This is a genomic window from bacterium (genome assembly GCA_004299235.1).
Taxonomy (GTDB): Bacteria; Chloroflexota; Dormibacteria; order Dormibacterales; family Dormibacteraceae; genus SCQL01.
Genome location: SCQL01000031.1, coordinates 1 through 19,074, shown reverse-complemented (window position 1 = coordinate 19,074; position 19,074 = coordinate 1). Strand labels below are relative to the sequence as shown.

At 68.7% G+C, this 19,074-nt stretch carries 17 protein-coding genes and 1 pseudogene; 9 read left to right on the top strand and 9 right to left on the bottom strand.

Annotated elements, in window-relative coordinates:
• Position 1: 1 nt before the first annotated feature.
• Positions 2 to 1,069: pseudogene (locus EPN29_10505) on the top strand (iron-sulfur cluster carrier protein ApbC).
• Here EPN29_10505 and EPN29_10500 read toward each other — a convergent pair.
• Positions 1,056 to 1,361 carry a hypothetical protein gene (locus EPN29_10500; GenBank protein ID TAN31650.1) on the bottom strand — a complete coding sequence of 102 codons (306 nt, stop codon included), beginning with the start codon at positions 1,359 to 1,361 and terminating at the stop codon, positions 1,056 to 1,058. The pseudogene EPN29_10505 and the gene EPN29_10500 sit on opposite strands and share 14 nt — an antisense overlap.
• 469 nt (positions 1,362 to 1,830) lie before the next feature.
• Between EPN29_10500 and EPN29_10495 the strand changes: the two genes are divergently transcribed.
• Entirely contained in the window at positions 1,831 to 2,589 is a 759-nt protein-coding gene (locus EPN29_10495; protein TAN31649.1) for a sulfite exporter TauE/SafE family protein, read from the top strand.
• A 21-nt stretch (positions 2,590 to 2,610) separates the two neighbouring features.
• Here the strand turns inward: EPN29_10495 and EPN29_10490 are convergent, their stop codons facing one another.
• Genes EPN29_10490 through EPN29_10470 form a run of 5 tightly spaced genes read right to left on the bottom strand, consistent with a single transcriptional unit; the run spans position 2,611 to position 8,216 of the window.
• Positions 2,611 to 3,411 carry an enoyl-CoA hydratase gene (locus EPN29_10490; GenBank protein TAN31648.1) on the bottom strand — a complete coding sequence of 267 codons (801 nt, stop codon included), beginning with the start codon at positions 3,409 to 3,411 and terminating at the stop codon, positions 2,611 to 2,613.
• Positions 3,408 to 4,640 (bottom strand): CoA transferase, encoded by a 1,233-nt coding sequence (locus EPN29_10485; protein ID TAN31647.1) that lies wholly within the window; start codon positions 4,638 to 4,640, stop codon positions 3,408 to 3,410. Before EPN29_10485 ends, EPN29_10490 begins: the two co-directional genes overlap by 4 nt.
• Positions 4,630 to 5,817, bottom strand: a complete 1,188-nt coding sequence (locus EPN29_10480; GenBank protein ID TAN31646.1) for a CoA transferase — start codon at positions 5,815 to 5,817, stop codon at positions 4,630 to 4,632. Before EPN29_10480 ends, EPN29_10485 begins: the two co-directional genes overlap by 11 nt.
• A complete protein-coding gene (locus tag EPN29_10475; GenBank protein ID TAN31645.1) occupies positions 5,810 to 7,498 on the bottom strand; it encodes an acetyl-CoA carboxylase carboxyl transferase subunit beta in 1,689 nt (562 codons plus the stop codon). Before EPN29_10475 ends, EPN29_10480 begins: the two co-directional genes overlap by 8 nt.
• Positions 7,479 to 8,216 (bottom strand): FadR family transcriptional regulator, encoded by a 738-nt coding sequence (locus tag EPN29_10470; GenBank protein TAN31644.1) that lies wholly within the window; start codon positions 8,214 to 8,216, stop codon positions 7,479 to 7,481. Before EPN29_10470 ends, EPN29_10475 begins: the two co-directional genes overlap by 20 nt.
• 126 nt (positions 8,217 to 8,342) lie before the next feature.
• On the opposite strand from EPN29_10470, the gene EPN29_10465 reads away from it, so the two are divergent.
• From EPN29_10465 to EPN29_10440, 6 genes are all read left to right on the top strand, one after another.
• Entirely contained in the window at positions 8,343 to 9,629 is a 1,287-nt protein-coding gene (locus EPN29_10465) for an amino acid ABC transporter substrate-binding protein (protein TAN31643.1), read from the top strand.
• 47 nt (positions 9,630 to 9,676) lie between these two features.
• Positions 9,677 to 10,558, top strand: a complete 882-nt coding sequence (locus EPN29_10460; protein TAN31642.1) for a branched-chain amino acid ABC transporter permease — start codon at positions 9,677 to 9,679, stop codon at positions 10,556 to 10,558.
• Positions 10,555 to 11,523: a branched-chain amino acid ABC transporter permease gene (locus EPN29_10455; protein ID TAN31641.1), complete on the top strand. Its 969-nt coding sequence runs from the start codon at positions 10,555 to 10,557 to the stop codon at positions 11,521 to 11,523. Before EPN29_10460 ends, EPN29_10455 begins: the two co-directional genes overlap by 4 nt.
• The gene (locus EPN29_10450; GenBank protein TAN31640.1) at positions 11,523 to 12,308 is read left to right on the top strand and encodes an ABC transporter ATP-binding protein; all 786 of its coding nucleotides are present in this window, start codon (positions 11,523 to 11,525) and stop codon (positions 12,306 to 12,308) included. The genes EPN29_10455 and EPN29_10450 overlap by 1 nt, the downstream gene beginning before the upstream one ends.
• Positions 12,308 to 13,039, top strand: a complete 732-nt coding sequence (locus EPN29_10445) for an ABC transporter ATP-binding protein (GenBank protein TAN31983.1) — start codon at positions 12,308 to 12,310, stop codon at positions 13,037 to 13,039. Before EPN29_10450 ends, EPN29_10445 begins: the two co-directional genes overlap by 1 nt.
• A 102-nt stretch (positions 13,040 to 13,141) precedes the next feature.
• Positions 13,142 to 13,852, top strand: a complete 711-nt coding sequence (locus tag EPN29_10440; GenBank protein TAN31639.1) for a sulfite exporter TauE/SafE family protein — start codon at positions 13,142 to 13,144, stop codon at positions 13,850 to 13,852.
• Positions 13,853 to 13,906: 54 nt separating this feature from the next.
• Here the strand turns inward: EPN29_10440 and EPN29_10435 are convergent, their stop codons facing one another.
• Together EPN29_10435 and EPN29_10430 are read right to left on the bottom strand one after the other, a co-directional pair.
• Positions 13,907 to 14,272: a hypothetical protein gene (locus EPN29_10435; protein ID TAN31638.1), complete on the bottom strand. Its 366-nt coding sequence runs from the start codon at positions 14,270 to 14,272 to the stop codon at positions 13,907 to 13,909.
• Between the two features lie 241 nt (positions 14,273 to 14,513).
• On the bottom strand, positions 14,514 to 15,536 hold the full coding sequence (locus tag EPN29_10430; protein ID TAN31637.1) for a hypothetical protein: 1,023 nt from the start codon (positions 15,534 to 15,536) through the stop codon (positions 14,514 to 14,516).
• A gap of 91 nt (positions 15,537 to 15,627) precedes the next feature.
• On the opposite strand from EPN29_10430, the gene EPN29_10425 reads away from it, so the two are divergent.
• Positions 15,628 to 18,237 (top strand): phosphoenolpyruvate carboxylase, encoded by a 2,610-nt coding sequence (locus EPN29_10425; GenBank protein ID TAN31636.1) that lies wholly within the window; start codon positions 15,628 to 15,630, stop codon positions 18,235 to 18,237.
• 16 nt (positions 18,238 to 18,253) lie between these two features.
• On the opposite strand, the gene EPN29_10420 is transcribed toward EPN29_10425, so the two are convergent.
• Entirely contained in the window at positions 18,254 to 18,667 is a 414-nt protein-coding gene (locus EPN29_10420) for a PaaI family thioesterase (protein TAN31982.1), read from the bottom strand.
• Between the last annotated feature and the right edge of the window lie 407 nt (positions 18,668 to 19,074).

Genomic DNA, 19,074 nt, shown 5'->3' with positions numbered 1-19,074 from the left:
CACCTCAGACCAGGTGCTGGCCGCGTTGGCGGGGATTCAGGACCCCGACCTCCACCGTGACGTCGTCAGCCTGGGAATGATCAAAGACCTCGCCATCGGCGCCGACGGCAGGGTCAGCTTCACGTTCGAGCTGACGACGCCCGCGTGCCCCGTCAGAGACCGCTTTCAAGCCCTGGCCAAGGACCTCGTCAGCGGGCTGCCCGGTGTGACCGCGGTCGACCTCAGGATGACGGCCAACGTGCGCGCCGCCTTCGGCGGCCGGCCGCGCGATCAGGTGATCCCGGGGGTCAAGCATGCGATCGCGGTCGGCTCGGGCAAAGGCGGCGTCGGCAAATCCACCGTGGCCGTCAATCTGGCCGCCTCGCTCCAGCTGTCGGGGGCCCGCGTCGGCCTGCTCGACGCTGACATCTATGGGCCATCGGTGCCCGGGATGCTGGGAACTCACGGCCAGCCGAGGGTGCAGGACCAAAAGCTCGTCCCGCTCGAGGCCTTCGGGCTCGAGCTGATGTCGATCGGGTTTTTGGCGGGGGCGGACAAGGCGATGGTCTGGCGCGGACCGATGGTCTCGCGCGCGATCGAACAGATGCTGACCGACGTCCTCTGGGGCGACCTCGACTACCTGGTCATCGACCTACCGCCTGGAACGGGTGACGCATCGCTGACCCTGGCGCAGTCGGTGCCGTTGACCGGGGTCGCAGTCGTATGCACCCCTCAGGATGCCGCGCTGGGCATCGCCGTCAAGGCGCTGCAGATGTTCCGCGGTCTCAATGTGACCCCGCTCGGGCTGGTCGAGAACATGAGCTGGTTCATCTGCAGCCGCTGCGGTGAGGAGCACCACATCTTCGATCACGGACAGGCCGAGCTGGCGGCCCGGCGGCTTGGCGTCCCCTATCTCGGCGCGATCCCGCTCGAGAAGGCGATTCGCGAGGCGGCGGACGCCGGCGCCCCGGTGGTCACTTCGCGTCCCGAAACCCAGGGGGCCCAGGCTCTGCGTAAGGTCGCCTCCGCCCTTGCCGCTCGGGTAGCGATTCAGAGTTTCCGCCAGCTGCCCGTCATCAACGTTCGCTAGGCGCCGCCGGCGGCGCTTCGGCCTCCAGCTCCCGCCGCACCTCCTCGACGAATGCCGCGACGGCGGTGTCATCGAGCCCCGGCTCAGCCGCGCGCAGACGCTCCGCCGCGACCCCGGCCAGGAAGCATGAGAGCGGGGCGAACCGGCGCTCACGAGTGTGGGCGGCGACCCGCGCCAGCTCCAGCAGCTCCAGCGCCACCCGGGGCTCGAGCGACGGCGCGTCGATACGAACGTGACGGCGCCCGGCCGCCGCCACCCAGCGCCGGCCCAGATCTTCGAAGAATTCATTCATGGGGTCACCTATAGCACGTGCGACGAGCTTGGTGGCCTGCCGCGCGGGTCCTATCCCGTCGTGTTTGTGCTCGTGCGCGCGAATTCTGGGACGCGATCGTCAGGAGCCGACGGAGCGGTGGCGCAACAAGCCGAGGCGCACGTCGCGGCGGGCCATGGCGGCAAGCGACGGACGGCGCCGGCGCCACGCCCGCTGGCAGCTCTTGCAGCTGCAGCCAGGCCCATCCGGCTCAAGGTCCGCGGTCAGCGAACCGCCGAGCATGTTGACCAAGGTGGCGAAGATCGTTGCAGGACGTTGAGAAGACATTGGCTACCTCCGCGGGACGTTTGATCAAGTCTAACGTCGCCAGGGGCGTTTCCCTGCAACGCCTACCATTGGTCGCGCTCGATCGCCGAGTCTCGCGCGCGTCCATCTCGCACGGTAGCGAACGGCTTCCGCGCGGTCGTTCGGTCCGTGGAGGTCGATGGTGATGGTTTTCGGATTGGATCCCCTGGCGGTGGTCGCGGTGCTGGCCGCGGGCCTGGCCGCGGGCGCGGCGAACACCGTGGTCGGGTCAGGTTCGCTGCTGACCTTTCCCACCCTCCTGGCCGTGGGCTATTCGCCAGTGGTCGCCAACATCAGCAATACCGTGGGCCTGGTCTTCGGCTCCTTCAGCGGTGTGACCGGCCAGCGGCCGGAGCTCGCCGGCCAGCGCCACCGGGCGACCTCCCTGGCGGTGCCTGCCGTCGGTGGCGGCTTGCTCGGGGCGATCCTCCTGCTGGCCCTTCCGCAGACGGTCTTTCACCGCGTCGTCCCCGTCCTGATCCTGTTCGCCGTGGTGCTGGTGATCGTCCAGCCCAGGCTGGCGAAGTACCTGGCGCAGCACCAGGATCACGAAAGCCACTCCTGGTCGCTCCGCATCGGTGTTTTCCTGACCGCCGTCTACGGCGGCTATTTCGGCGCCGCCCAGGGCGTGATCTTCATCGCCGTCCTCGCCATCTTCATCAACGACGGCCTGCAGCGGCTCAATGCGGTGAAGAACGTTCTCGCCGTCCTCGTCAACGGCGTCGCCGCCATCGTGTTCGTGCTGGTCGCCCACGTCGCATGGATCGCCGCCGCCTTGATCGCGGTTTCGAGCGTGGTGGGCGGTCAGCTGGGGGCGGTGGCCGCGCGCCGCCTCGACCCGAAGGTCCTCCGGGCGATCATCGTCGTCGCCGGGCTTGCCGCCGTCGTCAAGCTGGTGATCTGAACCGCGCCGTTCTCGCGGCGGTCACTCGCCCTTCCACTCGGGTTTGCGCTTGGCGAGAAAGGACTCGACGCCTTCGCGAAAGTCACTCGAGGTGTAGCAGGCCACGATCAGGTCCGAATCGGCGCCCTGCGGGATGAGCCGGTCGCGCACCCGGCGCAGCGCTTCCTTGGTCGCCCACAAAGTCAGCGGAGCAAGCGAGGCGAGCTCTTCCGCCAGCGCCTGCGCCCGCGGCAGGAGCGACTCCTCGTCGCCGGTGACCTCGGCCAGCAGGCCGCAGCCGAGCATTTCCTGGGCGTTCATCAGGCGGGCGCGCATCATCAGGTCCTTCAGCCGGGCGATGCCGATCAACGCCGCGGCCCTGGCGTAGTTGGCCATCGAGAGGCAGTTGCCGAGCGTGCGTGCGATGGGGAACCCGTAGCGCGCGGAGGGCGAGCCGATGCGGATGTCGCAGCAGTTGGCGATCGCCGCGCCGGCGCCGGTGCAGGGCCCGGCGATGGCGGCGATCGTCGGTACGCGGACCGACTCCACCGCGCTCATGACCTCGTTGCCCCGAGCCTCGTAGTCGAGGGCGTCCCTCTCGGTCTTGAAAGCCCGGAACTGCGAGATGTCGGTACCCGCGACGAACGCATGCCCGCCGGCCCCGGTGAAGACCACGGCTCGCACCTCGCGGTCCCGGTTCACTTCTTCGCAGACCTCGACGAGCCTTGCGTACATGTTCCAGGTCAGGGCGTTGCGCGCCTGGGGCCGGTTGAAGATGACCCATTGGACCGCTCCGCGCCGCTCGACGATCAGCTCGTCCGGTGCCGACGGTGCCGCGCTCAAGCGGACCCCGCCGGCGCCGGCCCCGCCACGACGCCTTGTTCGAAGAGCCTTGAGACGACCGCCGGCTCGTAGCCCAGCTCCGAGAGCAGCGCGGCCGAGTCTTCTCCGAGGATCGGCGCCGCCCTGTCGCGACGCACCGGGGTTTGCGAAAAGCGCATTGGCGACCCCAGCTGTCGGACCGTGCCCAGCCGGGCGTGCGGCGCCTCCCAGAAATAATCGCGGGCGATGAGCTGTGGACTGTTGAACACCTCGCCGAAGTTCTGAATCGGCGCGCAGGGCACGCCGGCCGCCTCGAGTACGGCGAGCCAGTACCCCGCGGGTGCGGTCATCGTCACCTCTTCGATCGTGGGGACGAGCGTATCGCGGTTCGCGTGTCGCTGGCTGGTGCTGGAGTAGCGGCTGTCGTCGAGCAGGCGCCCAAGACCCAGCGCGCGGCACAGCGCTTCCCAGTTCGGCTTGGTCGTGGCTCCGAGGGTGAGCCAGCCGTCGGCGGCCCGGAACGCCTGGTATGGCGCATTGCTCTGATGAGCGGAGCCAAGCGGGCGCGGGATCTCCCCGGTCGCGAAGTAGGTGCCCGCCTCCCAGATCGCCAGCGAGACGCCGGCTTCGAGCAGCGAGACATCGATGTACTGGCCGGCTCCGGTGTCGCGACGCGAGTGCAGCGCCGACACCGCCGCGAGTGCGCCGTAAAGCGCGCACACCAGGTCACAAACCGGCACTCCGATCTTGACCGGATCGCCGTCGGGCATGCCGGTGATGCTCATCAGCCCCGAGCGCGCCTGCGCCATGATGTCCATACCCGGCTGATCTTTCAGGGGGCCGTCCTGGCCCCAGCCCGACGCCGCGACATAGATGAGGGCGGGGTTGATGCGGTGGAGCCGCTCGTAGTCGAGCCCGAGATCGCGCATGGTCCCGGGTCGCAGGTTTTCGACCAGCACATCCGCGGTGGCCACGAGCCGGCGAAAAACGTCCTTGCCGGCCGGGCTCTTGAGGTCGAGGGCAAGTGAGCGCTTGTTGCGGTTGAGGCGTACGAAGGCAGAGCCCTCGCCCTCGATCATCGGCGCGGCCGCGCGCACCTGGTCGCCGCCGTCGGGGTTCTCGATCTTGATCACCTCTGCGCCCAGGTCGGCCAGTTGCATGGTGCAGAAGGGCGCCGCCATGTAGTTGCCCACCTCGAGCACGCGAACGCCCGACAGCGGCGGAGACAAGGCGCCGACCCTAATGCTCATGCGTCCTCGACCGGTCGGAGTCGAGCAGCTCGCGCAGCACCTCTTCGGTGTGCTGGCCGAGCGTCGGGGGGGGGAGCCGGACCGGGCTCGAGGCGCCGTCGATCTTCCAGGGCGCGCCCACCTGGCTGATCCGGCCTGCCTTGGGATGTTCGATCTCCACGCGCATGCCGCGGGCCTGGGCCAGTGGGCTGGCGAAGGCCTCCGCCAGATCCAGGATCGGCCCGGCCGGTATGCCGTGGCTCTCCAGGCGCGCCAGCCACTCCATGCGCGTCCCGTCTCGAAGGCGGCTCTCGATCTCGTGCACCAGCTCGGACCGTGCCTCCTGGCGCAGCGGGTTGGTGGTGAATCGAGGATCCTCGGCGAGCTCGGGGGCTCCCAGGGCTTCGCATAAGCGGCGGAACTGCGCGTCGGTCGCGACGGCGACGTTGATGAACCCGTCGCCGACCGCGAAGGTCCCGTAGGGGGAGATGGTGGCGTGAAAGTTGCCCTCCCGGCTCGGGATGTGCCCGGTGGCGAAGAGCCTCCCCGCCTGATAGGTGTGTAGCGCCAGCAGGGCATCGTTGAGGGCGATGTCGATATAGCGGCCGCGGCCGGTGACCTGCCGCTCCACCAGCGCGGCCAGGATGGCGTGGGTCGCGAACATTCCCGCCGTGATGTCTCCGATCGGCACGCCGACCTTGGTCGGCGGCGCGTCCGGGACCGCGTTCACGCTCATCATTCCCGAAGTCCCCTGCGCGATCTGGTCGTAACCCGCCAGCGCCGGCTGGTTCTGACCGAAGCCGCTGATCGAGGCGTACACGAGCTCCGGCTTCTGCGCCTGCAGCTGCTCATGATCGAGGCCCAGCCGCGCGGCGGTGCCTGGCTTGAAGTTCTCCACCACCACGTCGCAGGCCAGGGCGAGCGCCACCGCCGCCGCTCGGCCGCTATCGCTCTTGAGGTCGAGGACCACGCTGCGCTTGTTGCGGTTGACGGATAGAAAATAGGAGGACTCGCCTTCGATGAACGGCGGGCCCCATTGGCGCGATTGGTCGCCGGTGCCTGGCGGCTCGACCTTGATCACGTCCGCGCCCAGGTCGCCCAGCAGCATCGTGCAGTACGGGCCGGCGAGAGCGTGGGTCAGGTCGAGGACGCGGATCCCGTTCAGCGGCAGCCTGGGTGCGTCGGGAACGTCAGGCATGGAGCGCCCGCGCATCACCGGGCGGGTCGGGCTGTTGCCGCATCAGGCCGCGCAGCCGCCCGTGCACCGAGTGCACCTGCCGGAACTTGGCCTCTCGCCGCTTGAGCAGGTTGCCGATCGACGTCCCGGAGAGCGTAGCGAGCTCATCGACCAGGACCTGGCGCAGCATCGCCGCCAGCATCTCGGGTGCTTCGTGCCCGGCCGGCTGCTCGGGCACGACCCGGTCCGCGATGCGCAGCGCGGCCAGGTCGCCGGCGGTCAGCTTGAGCCGGCCGGCGAGCTCGCGGGCGTGGTCGGCGTCGTGGTAGAGGATCGCCGACGCCGCCTCGGGCCCGATCACCGAGAAGATCGCGTTCTCCAGCATGAGCAGCCGGTCACCGACCGACAGCGCGAGCGCCCCGCCGCTGCCCCCTTCGCCGATGACCGTGCTGATCACCGGTGTTCGCAGGCGGCCCAGCCTGGCCAAAGACTCCGCGACGGCTCCGGTGATGCCATCGGCTTCGGCCTCGGCGTCGGTGGCGGCGCCGGGCGTGTCGACGAACGTGAAGAGCGGAAGCCCGAAGCGCTCGGCGAGGGTGAACGCTCGCAGCGCCTTGCGAAATCCGCTGGCCCTCGTGCTGCCGGCGCGGACGGAGCGGCGGTCCTGCGCCACGACCACCACCGCTCTGCCGCCGAGCAGGCCGATCCCGGCCATGACTGAGTCGTCGTCTTCACCGCGCCGATCGCCGTGCAGCTCGAAGACGTCGGTGAAGACTCGTTGCGCGAGCTCACGCCCGCTGGGGCGGGCCGGATGTCGCGCGAGCTCAACCGTCTCCCACACCGGACGTCGGATCTGGGGGCGGTAGAGGGGTGTCGGATGTTCCGGTTTCCTCGGCGCGCGGTCGTGTGATCGAAGGACGGCGGCGAGGTGGCCCAGGACCGGGCGCAGCTGCTCACGCTCGACGATCGCGTCGATGGTGCCGTGCTCCAGGGCGAATTCCGCCCGGCCGGGTGGCGCCTGGTCTCCGATCGCCTTGAGGTGCACGCGGGGTCCGACAAACGACACCCGGGCGTGCGGCTCGGCCAGGATCACGTCTCCCAGGCTCGCGAATGACGCGAGCACGCCGCCCATGGTGGGGTCGGACAGCACCGTCAGCAAAGGCACGCCCTGCTCCCGAAGGCGGGCTGCGCACAGGGCCGTCTTGGCCATCTGGAAGAGGGCCACCATGCCTTCCTGGATCCGCGCGCCGCCTGAGGAGGAGACGACTATCGCCGGGATCCTCTCGCGCCGCGCGATGTCGAACGCGCGCGCGACCTTCTCGCCGACCACGCTGCCCATGCTGCCGCCCAGGAAGCGGAAGTCGAACACCACCAGGACGACCCGCCCTCCCAGCAGCCGCGCCCGGCCGGTGATCACCGCGTCCAGGAGCGAAGTCGCGCGCTGGGCCTCGGCGACCTGATTCTCGTAGCTGCTGGCGCCGTCGGAGTAGTGGATCGGGTTGCCCGACCACAGATGACGCTCGGATTCCTGGAAGCTGCCTCGATCGACGAGCTGATCGATCCGCTGCCGCGCGGTCAGCGGCGCGTGGTGACCGCAGCCGGGGCAAACTCGAAGCCGGTCGAGCGGAGCTGAACACATCGGACACGAATCAGCCCGCTCCGCCGCCTGGTCAGCCGGCCCGCTAGGTTGCAGCGTCCCCATCGTCCGCACTCTCCGGTTGCCAGCGCAGCAGCGAAACGTCGGCCACGACCCTGAGGTGCTGCCGCATCGCCTCCGCCGAATGCGCGGCGTTGCCCTCGCCGATGGCGGCCAGGATGCGCCGGTGAGCCTCGAGCGAGCGTTGCGGGCGCCCCGGTTCGCTCAGCGACTCCACGCGGCTCTCCTGGATGACCTCTGCCATGGCGTCGATCAGGTGGAGGAGCACCTCATTGCGAGCGGCCAGGGCGATCGCGTGATGGAAGGCCGCGTCGCCTTCGGTGCCGAGCCCGCCGGCCTGGATCTCGCCATTCATCCTGCTCAACGCGAAGTCCATGGCGTCGAGGTCCTTCTGGCTCCGGCGCGTGGCCGCGAGCTCGGCCAGCTTGACCTCGAGCGCCTCGCGCGCCTCCAAGACGTCGGGCAGCCGGCGGCGGCGCTCCAGGAGCTTGGTCAGCGATTCGCCAAAGCCGCCGGTCCGGCGCAGGAAGATGCCCTCGCCGTGGCGGACGTCGACAAAGCCGAGAGCCTGGAGCACGACGATCGCCTGACGGACGGAGGTCCGGCTGACGCGCAGGTGACGCGAGAGGTCACGCTCCGGCGGGAACCTGTCCCCGGGGACCATGCCGGATTCCCGGACGAACTCCCCAAGCCGCTCGCCTAGGTCTTCGTAAAGACGGCTGCGCTCGAGCGGACGGAGGGAGCTGATCGGCGCGGCGCCCATGGGGACGAGTCTACCAGGCTCAGAGGCTAGGTGGTCCAACCATTGACAAACTGGTCCACCTCGACTAATCTCGCCGCGATCCCACGCTTGGGTGCAGCCGAACGCGTCATTGGCAGGAGGAGTTCGATGGACGCAGGAAGACTCGATCGGATCGGCGGCCGGCGCCTCGGGCGCGTGCTGGCGGCCTCGGTGGCGGCCGGCCTCCTGGCGACCGCATGCGGTTCCGGCACGTCCGGCGGCGGCGGCAAGCTGCCCACCGGCCCGGTCAGCATGGGCGTGCTCTCCTGTTTCACCGGTACCCTCGCCAGCCTTGGCTCGGCGATGCTCCAGGGATCCCAGATGGCCCAGAAGGCGATCAACGACGGAGGCGGCATCCTGGGCCAGAAGCTGGACCTCGCCCACGCCGACACGCAGTGCGACGAGGCTGACTCCGTCCCCGCGCTTCGAAAGCTGATGGCCGCCAACAACCTGGTCGGGATCATCGGGCCTGAGACGCAGGAGATCAATGCCGACGCACCGATCATCTCGGCGGCCAAGATCCCGGATCAATTCCAGGGCGGCAGCACCCTGTTCGACCACAACGCCAATCCCTACCTGTGGCGCGACAGCCCGTCCGACTCGCAGCTCAGCGTGGCCATGGCCCTGTACGGCTACAAGAAGGGCTACCGCAAGGCCGCTCTGCTCTTCTTCTCGGACATCGCAGCGCAGACGTTTGCGGATCCCATCGCGGCGACCTGGAAGAAGCTGGGCGGAACGGTGGTCTCCAGGATCACGGACCTGTCTCCAGACCAGACCTCGTACCACACGCAGGTGCAGGCGGTCATCTCCGCCAACCCGGACGTGATCTTCACTCAGACCGACGCCGCCACGGCCGCGGTTCTGTTCCAGAACTTCAAGGATGCCAACAACCTGGCGATCCCCTTCGTCGGCACGGATGTCACCGGCGGCGATGACTACCTGAAGGCAATCACCTACCCGGTGGCGCACGACCACCTCATCTCGGTCTACGGAACTTCGGTGAGCGGCGCCGCCGCCGACGAATTCAACAGGATCTTCGCCGACATGTTTGGCAGCAACAGCCAGCCCGAGGCGAATGCCAACTATGCCTACGACTCGGTGATCAGCCAGGCGCTGGCGGTCGACAAGGCCAAGAGCATCAACGGTCCCGATATCAACGCCGCGATGATGGACGTGACGAACCCACCCGGGACGCAGTGCTACACCTACAAGAGCTGCCTCGACCTGATCACCGCGGGCACCAAGATCAACTACGAGGGGGCCAGCGGCGACCTCAACTACAACCAGTACCACAATGTTTTCGGCCCCTACGGCGCCTTCCAGCAGAGCCTGGCGGGACAGCAGGTGCAGGTCCAGATCCTGTCCGCCGACGACCTGGCCGCCGCGACGCCCTGATCTGGCCGACCCAAGTCGAACCGACATCAACCGAAGCTGAGGGTTAGGTGCACGAGGTCTTCCTGACCCTCGGCTTCGGGATCGTCACGGCCGCGATCCTCGCCCTCTCCGCGGTGGCGTTCACGCTCGAGTACGCCGTCACCAACGTGGCCAACCTGTCCCACGGCGAGATCCTCACCGTCGGGGCGTATGCGGCCTATGTCACGCATCAGCGCACCGGGAGCGCGGTTGCCGCCGCCATCGCGGCCGCGCTCGCGGGCGGGCTGCTGGCCCTGGTGGTGCATGCGGGTGTGGTCGACCGGTTCATACGCCACGGCACCCCGACCCTGGTCATCTTCATCGCCACACTCGGCCTGTCCTTCGTGATCCAGAACGTGCTCGTCATCATTTTCGGCGCCGCCAACGTCGCGTACGCGATTCCGACCGGCGCGCCCATCCAGGCCGGCCCCTTCCGGTGGACGCCGACCGAGATGGAGATCATCCTCTCGGCGTTCGGCATCACCGGCGCCCTCTACGTGCTCATCTCGCACACCAAATTCGGCAAGGCGTTGCGCGCGGTCTCGCAAAACCGCGAACTCGCCCGAGTGAGCGGGATCAACGCCCACCTGGTGGCCTCGGCGACCTGGTTTCTCGCCGGGCTGATCGCCGGCTACGCCGGCTTCATCCTCGCCGAGAGCGTGGGCACGTTCAATCCGAGCTTCGGGTTCAGCTTCTTTCTCATCACCCTCACGGCGGCCGTCGCGGGCGGCCTCGGCCGGGCGTTTGGGACGATGGTCGGAGCCGTCATCGTGGGGATCGCGCTGGAATTCTTCGGCGGCTACGTGAGCGCGGGCTACAACCTCGCATTCGCGTTCGCGATCCTGGCGCTGGTCATCCTGGTCCGGCCGCGCGGTCTCTTCGTCAACGCCCGCAGGACCGTCTTCGAATGACCCAGTACCTGATCTCCATCCTCACCGAGGGAGCGATCTTCGGCATCATGGCGCTCGGCCTCAACGTCATCTGGGGGTGGTCGGGCGATTTCGATCTCGCCTACTACGGCTATGTCGCGCTCGGCGCCTACATGACGCTGGTCCTGAGCATCGGCCGTCAGCCCGCGCCGGCGCAATACATCCTGGGTCTCCAGCTGCCCTACCTCGCCGCGGTCGCATGCGCCGTGGTGTCGGCCATGGCGATGGCCCTGGTCGTGGGCCTGATCGCGCTGCGGCACCTTCGCGGCATCTACTTTTCGATCGTCACCCTCGGCGCGGTCTACGTGCTCTATGTGTTCGCCGGGCAGTACGTTCCCCTGTTCGACGGCTACAACGGCCTGTTCGGTCTCATCAATCCGATGGGCGACGTGCTCGGCCTCGACTTCCAGAGCTACCAGTACTTCTTTGCCGGCTTTGCGATCGCCGTCTTTCTTTTGGTGTACTTCTTCCTGTCACGCGTCTCCGGCAGCCGGTTCGGGCTCGCCCTGCGATCGCTACGTGAAGACGAAAGGGCGGCGGCGGCCTTCGGGCGCGACATCTACCGCCTGAAGCTCAAGGCCTACGTGCTGGGCGCGGGCATCGGCGGTCTTGGCGGCGGCCTCTTCGCCGCCTACCTCAGCGCCTTCAACCCGTCGGCATGGTCTCCGCTCGAGACGGTCATCCTCTACGCCGCGATCCTGGTCGGCGGACGCGGCAACATCAGAGGCGTCGTGCTGGGCGTGTTCATCGTGATCATGTTGATCGAGGAATCCACACGCTTCCTGCCCGAGATCCCCGGGCATCCGACGATCGTGCTCGCCGTTCGCCCAATCGTGATCGGCGCGGCCCTGGTCCTCTTCCTGCGATACCGGCCCGCGGGCCTGCTCCCAGAACGGCGAATGGTCGACCGCTCACCTGAAGGCGATCTCGCCGCGCGGCCCGCATAGTGTCGAGCTCGGCGGCCGCGGCTCTGGGGGTCAGGGGCCTGACCAAGCACTTCGGCGGTGTCTACGCGGTCGAAGCGTGCTCATTCGAGGCCCCGGCCGGCCAGGTGACAGGGTTGATCGGGCCCAACGGGGCAGGGAAGAGCACCGCGATCGATCTGATCTCGGGATTCAAGCTGCCCGACTCCGGCACGGTGCTCTTCAAAGGCGTGCCGATCCAGGGCGCCGCGCCTCATCGCATCTCGCGCATGGGGCTGATTCGCACCTTCCAGAGTCCGAGGGAGTGGCCAGGGCTCACGGTCCTGGAAAACGTGATCATGGCCCGATGGGATGCGCGTCGGGAGACGTTCTGGCGCGGCGTGTGGGGACTTGGGCGCGCCCGACGCGACGCCGACGTGCACGAGCTCGCCAGGGCGCGGGAGATCCTGAACGAGTTCGGCCTCCTCAAGCTGCGCAACGAGCGGGCCGGCAACCTGAGCGGCGGTCAGAAGCGGCTCGTCGAGTTTGCGCGGATCCGGATGGCCGAGCCCCAACTGGTCATCCTCGATGAGCCCATGGGCGGTGTGAACCCGGTACTCGGCGAGCGGATGGCTCTCGCCATCGAAGGCTTCGTCTCAGCGGGAACGTCCGTCATCGTCGTCGAGCACAACCTTCCATTCATCGAGCGCGTGACCGATCACGTCATCGTCATGGCGCAGGGCACCGTGATCGCCGAGGGGCCTTTCGAGTCGCTGCGCTCGAACCAGGGCGTGATCGACGCATACCTTGGGGAGCTCGCCAAGCAGTGATGAGCCCGACCAACGGCGAAGGGCCGATCCTGGCCGTGCGGGGGCTGACGGCGGGATACGGCGGGCCCCCGGTCATCAACGGGATCAGCATCGCGGTCAACCGCGCCGCCATCACCGCCATCGTCGGCCCGAACGGCGCCGGCAAGTCCACGCTGCTGAAGGCCATCGCGGGACTCATCCGTCCCACGGCCGGCACCGTTTCCGTTCAGGGGGTCGATGTCACCGGGCAGCCGGCCGAGAAGCTCGTGAGAAGGGGGCTCGCCTATGTTCCGCAGGTGGCGAACGTGTTCCCGGAGCTCACGGTGCGCGAAAACCTGGAGATGGGCGGCTACAGCCGGCGCTCAGGGGTGCGGGACCGGGTCGAGCAGCTTTTCGGCCTCTTCGGGGATCTCAAGGTGTCGTCGCACCGGCGCGCCAACACGCTGAGCGGCGGTCAGAGGACCATGCTCGCCCTCGCCCGCGGGCTGATGGTCGACCCCGTCGTGCTCATCCTGGACGAACCGAGCGCCGGCCTGGCGCCGAAGTTTCAGGGCTTGATCTGGGAGCGGATCGAAGAGATCAAGGCGACTGGGGTTGCCATCCTGGTCATCGAGCAGAATACGCGCGAGACCCTGCGCCACGCCCAATGGGCATATGTCCTCGTCCTCGGCCAGAACCGGCTCGAAGGCACAGGCGCGGACCTGTTGCAGGATGATGAGGTGATCAACCTTTACGTCGGCCGCCTCTCATGAAGTCGGCGGGCTAGCCCCAGCATCGAGACGCGACTGGCTTCCACTCCCAGAGCCAGTGCCGCGATCGGCGTAGTCGCCGGACTCGCGAGCGGACTGCTGGGCGTGGGCGGCGGCTTCCTCATGGTGCCGCTGCAGGTCATGTGGACCCATACCGACCCGCGCCGGGCGAGCGGCACCTCGCTCGCGGCCATTGTTCCCGTCGCGCTGGCGGGCGCGTGTGTCTACTACTTCGGCAACGGCGCGCCTCAGGTCGACCTGACGGTCGCACTCCTCCTCGTCCTGGGCGGCGGGGCAGGCGCGTTCGCGGGCGCCTACGTCGCGCGCCGGATCCCGGAGCGCGCCCTTCGGGTGCTGGTCGCCCTCCTGCTCGTGGTCGTCGGCCTGAAGCAGGTCTACGACGCGGCGCTCGGTGCGTCCGGTTCTCCGGGCGGCTTGGTCTCACGAAGCGTGAGCGTCGAGCAGTACGCGTTCATCATCCTGAGCGGGCTGGTCATCGGGATCCTGAGCGGCCTCGCCGGGGTTGGCGGCGGGATTCTGACCGTGCCGACACTGGTCCTCGGCTTTGGGCTCGCTCAGCGTATGGCCCAGGGCACTTCGCTGGTGGCGATCCTGCCGACCGCCGCGATCGGTGCCCTGACCCACTACCGCCATGGTGATGTCGACCTGCGCTCCGTCGGCTGGATCGCCGGTGCCGGTGTGCCCGCGACGCTCCTCGGCGCGGCGCTTGCCATCTGGATGCCGCAGCGAATGCTGGCGGGCGTGTTCGGCCTGTTTGTGCTCGTCGCCGCCACCCGCATGTGGCCGCGCCGATGAGCACGCGCCTGGCTCCCCGCTTCCATCCGGGACTCTGAGCTGGCCGCGGCCGGCTCAGCGTCGGGGGCGCCGCCGGCCCCGGGCCCGGAACTCGCGAACCTTGACCAGATTGCCGCAGATGGCCGGGTCGCACCAGCGACGGCTCTGCGCCGCGCTGGCGTCGAAGAACAGGAACGAGCAGCTCGGGTTGCCGCAGCGCTTGACCCGCTTGATGTCCCCGCTCACCGCCAGCTCCGCGAACGACGCGACCACGCCGGCCAGCACCGCGTCCCAGCCGGCGGTCACCGGCCGCAGCTCCATGACCAGCCTCGCTCCAGGTTTCGAGGCGGGATCGTGCCAGAGCCGCCAGGTGCACGGTCCCGCCGCGAGCAGCTGATTGAGACGCTCCAGCTGGCCGCGGTTTGGGTCGGCGTGATCCACGAGGAGCTCACGCAGGAGGGATCGCAGCCCTTTCAGACGCGCCAGCGTGCCGGCCGATACGCCGGTCGGAGGGTGAAAGCCCCAGCGCTCCAGAAACCAGCGACGCCACTCGACGGTCTGCAGGCGGTCAAATCGCCCTCCGCTTCCGGTGTGCTCGGTGAACTCGCTGTTGACGAAGTCCAGGCAGGGTTGCTCGAAGGCGGTGTAGGGGATGGGGTTGGGCCGCCATTTGCCTGCCTGGCTAATCTCGCTTGAACTCCGATACCGAGCCGTCGAGCCGAACGAGCCAGAGCTCGTTGCCGCCCGCGGCCACCGAGGTTGACGGCAGCGGGATCCTTTCCACGATCCTTCCCGTCGCGGGATCGACGCGGGCGGTGGTCGGGCCGCTCATCCAGATGCCGTTGGGAGCCGCGCCGAGCTGATCGATCCCCTGCCGGCCGATGAAACCGGGGCCCGGCTGGTTCCACTCCGAGATCCCTGTCGCGGTGTTGATTCGGGAGATGTCGCCGCCAAACGTGCCACGGACGTAGATGGAGTCGTGATCAGCCACGATGGCGGTGCTCCACCACTCACTCTCGTAACGGCCGACCACCCGGTTGGTGATCGGGTCGATGCGGTCGAGGTGGCCGGTGCCGGCTCGCGCGCAGACCACCCAGACGCCGTTGGGGCCCACCGCCAGTGACGCGGGTCCCAGGTCGAGGTCGCTCAGCGTGGTCGTCACGCGACGCGCCGCGAGATCGACCACGTAAAGCGACCGGTCGGCCACGAACCCGGAGACATAGGCCGTCGTGCCGCTGATCGCGACGCCCCACCCGGTGCCGGGCAGGCTGACCCGGTCCGCCGCCCGGTGGGTCGATGGGTCGACGCGAACGAGCTGCCGGCGGCCGTTGTCGAGCGCCCACAGCGACGAGCCGTCCCAGGCGGTGGCATACGGCGTGTCGCAGATGCGCCAGCCCCAGGAACCTGAGTAGTAGGCGTGGACGCTGTCCGGGGCGCAGCCCTGCTCACGCAGCACGTGAGGGTCGGCGACATCGATGGTGGCGACGACCTTGCCGTCAGCCCGATCGATCTGCGTCACCGTGCCGTCGCTCATGTTGGGGACGAAGGCCCAGCCGCCGGCGAGCGTCACCGGACCTGGGGTCTGGCCAACCCTGACGTGCGCGACCATCGTCCAGCCGTGGACCGGTGGCGGCGCCTGCGAACAGGCCGCGAGGCAGCCGATGGCGAGCAACCCCGCCGGCAGCCGGCCGCGCGTGCGATGCATGTGACGATTGTAATGGGCTGGGGGCTGTACACCCATTACATCTTGAGGGGCGGAAGCCATCGGCAGCTGTCCGGCTGGTAACTTGGCTGCCATGTCGCGTCAGAGCGCAAGCCAGGAGATGCCGGCGCCTTTGCGGAAGGAGGTCCGCCTGCTGGGAGAGGTGCTCGGCCAGGTCATCACCGAGAGTGGCGGGGCGGAGCTCTTCGAGATGGTGGAGCGGCTGCGCCGCACCGTGATCCTGGCGCGCCAGAGCGACGAGCAGGCGCGCGAGGCACAGCAGCTCGTGGCGTCGTGGTCGCTCGATCGGGCCGAGCAGGTGGCTCGCGCGTTCACCTGCTACTTCCAGCTCGTGAACCTCGCCGAGGAGCGGCACCGCGTCAGAGCCCTGCGCGAGCGCGATCGCGGACCCGAGCCATCCCCGGAGTCGATCGGGCAGGCCGTGGCGGAGATTCGATCTCGATATGGCGAGGGTCGTCTGCGGGAGCTGCTCGACGACCTGTCGATCCACCCGGTGTTGACCGCTCATCCGACCGAGGCGCGGAGGAGAGCGGTCGTCGCCGCGACCTCCCGTGTCGGCGCTCAGCTCGAGAGGCTCGACGATCCACGCGCTTCCGAGCACGAGCAGCGCGATGCCCGAAGGCGTTTGCTGGAAGAGGTCGACACGCTGTGGCGCACCGCCCAGCTGCGAAGCAGCCAGGTGCGGCCGCTGGATGAGGTGCGTACGGTGCTGGGCGTCTTCGACGACAGCCTGTTTCGAATCGTGCCCGAGATCTATCGCGACCTGGACACGGCGCTGCAACCGCGGGACGCCGGCCGCCGAGCCGCGTTGGTGCCTCCTTTCCTTCGCTTCGGCAGTTGGGTCGGGGCCGACCGGGACGGCAATCCCGTGGTGACCGCGGAGGTCACACGGGAAGCGCTCGAGGTGGCGTCCGAGCACGTCCTGATCGCGCTGGAGGCTGCGATCACGCGGATCGGCCGCGCCCTGACCGCGGATGCCGTCACGACTCCGCCGGACAGCGCACTGCAAGCTCGGTTGGCCGAGGCGCGCGATTCGGAACCGCTGCGTTGGGCGGACATCGAAGCCCGCTCGCCGGCCGAGCGGCACCGCCAGTATCTGGTGCACGTGGCGGACCGCGTCCGGGCGACGCGTCTTGCGACCTCGAGCGGGTACCGGACCCCGGGGGAGCTGGTCGACGACCTCCGGGTGGTGCAGCAGTCCCTGGCGTCGGCCGGTGCGCCACGCCTCGCCTTCGGCGAGTTGCAGCACGCCATCTGGCAGGTGGAGACCTTCGGTTTTCATTTCGCCCAAGTGGAGGTGCGGCAGCACAGCGCGATCCTCGATCTCGCGCGGGCCGAGCTGGAGAGCGGGGGACCGCGCTCCGCCGAGACCGACGAGGTGCTGGCGACCTTTCGCGCGATGGCCGCCATCCAGCAGCGCTTCGGCGCCGAGTCGTGCCGCCGCTACATCGTCAGCTTCACGAGGGATGCGACCGATATCGCCAACGTGTACTCCCTGGCCGAGATGGCGACGCGTGACTCACCGCCGGTGGTCCTCGACGTCGTCCCGCTGCTCGAAACCGCCGAAGACCTCGCTCGCGCGCCCTCCATCCTCGACTCCATGCTCGAGCTCGAGCAGGTTCAGAGCCGGGTGCGTGAGACCGGGCGGATCGAGGTCATGGTCGGATATTCCGATTCCACCAAAGAGGTGGGGCCGGTGTCGGCGAACCTGGCGTTGTACGGCGCGCAGGAGGCCCTGGTCCGGTGGGCGAAGCGCCGGCGGGTCCGCCTCACGATCTTTCACGGTCGTGGCGGCTCGCTCGGCCGTGGCGGCGGGCCGGCCAACCGGGCGATTCGCGCGCAAGCGCCGGGTTCGATCGACGGCCATTTCAAGGTCACCGAGCAGGGTGAGGTGATCTTCGCCCGCTACGCGCAGCCGGCGATCGCGCGCCGCCACCTCGAGCAGGTCACCTCGGCCGTCCTCTTGAGCTCGCAGCCAGAGGTGGAGGCGGTGGTGGAGCGAGCGGCCGGGCGCTTCCGCTCGCTGGCGGCGCGGGTGGACGGCCCGGCGCGAGCCGCTTACCGAGCCCTCGTCGAAGCGGACGGTTTCGACGAGTGGTTCAGCCGGGTGACGCCAGTCGATGAGCTCGGCCGCCTGCGCCTCGGATCCCGACCGGCGCGTCGAGCGGCCGGCCACAGGCTGGACGAGCTGCGCGCCATCCCGTGGGTCTTCTCGTGGTCTCAGGTCCGATTGAACCTCCCAGGCTGGTACGGCCTCGGCAGCGGCCTGGCCGCGGCGGAGATCGGAGAGCTGAAAGAGGCCTATGAGGCATGGCCGCTGTTCGGCAGCCTTCTCGACAACGCGGAGATGAGCCTCGCCAAGACCGACCGCAGGATCGCCTCCCGCTATCTCGACCTGGGTTCGCGGCCCGAGCTGAAGGCACGCCTCCTGGCCGAGTACGACCTGACGGTCGAGAAGGTGCTCGCCGTCACCGGCCACACCCGCCTGCTGGAAAACCGGCGCGTGCTTTCGTGGGCGGTCGAGCTGCGCAACCCGTACGTGGACGCGCTGTCCCACATCCAGCTGCACGCCCTGGAGGCCCTGCGCGGCACGGCCGCGGGCGCGGAGGAGCGGGAACGTCTCGAGCAGGTTCTCCTCCTGACCGTCAACGGCGTCGCGGCGGGACTTCAGAACACGGGCTAGGGCGATCCAGGCGGGGTCAGGCGCGGGGGCGAAGGATCATCTGCGTCTGGGTGACCTTGGCGACCAGCCGCCCGGTGCCGTCGCGCACCGAGGTCTCGACCGCCATCGTCGTCCCGCCGTGGTGCAGGGGCGTGGCGGTGGCGGTGATCGTGCCGGCCTTCACAGCGCCGAAGAAGTTGGTTTTCGACTCGATGGTGGCGGTACCCGAAGCGCCGGCCGGCAGGTTCAAGTCGGCGCAGGCGCCGCCCGCCGAATCGGCGAGCGCCATGATCACTCCCCCGTGCAGAATCCCGCCGCTGGTGCAGAGCGAGGGCGCCCAGTCGAGCGCAAGCGCCACCTCGTCAGCGGAGTAGGTCTCCGTGCGCACGCCGAGCGTGGCGCACAGCGGCATCACAGCGCGGATGACTGCGGTCGCCGCCTCGTCGGTCATCGCGGCCAGTATGGAGCACTCCCGGCACGCGATCGACGACGGGCTCAAGCTTCGTCTCCCGAGTCGGGAAGACACTCAGTCTGGTGGTACGGCAGCGCGCCCAGCCGGCCGGTGAGTCGCCAGAGACGAGACCAGGAAAGGGCGTCTGGGGTAGGTATGGCGGCCCGGGGCGCTCGGAGCCCACCAGCGATGTCGATGGGGAAAAATCGCCCCTCTCCCCCGAGGGGAGAGGGTCAGGGTGAGGGGCGCGAGCTCGCTACCGCCGCGGGCGAAAGATTTTCGTCATTTACAGCCTTCTTTTGCTTGACGCCCGAACGGATGTTTGGTAGCATGGTCGCATGTTGGGGGTTGGGGCACAAGGCTCTCCGATCTGGAAGCGGCGCTCAGGCAGTTCCAGCAGCGCGATC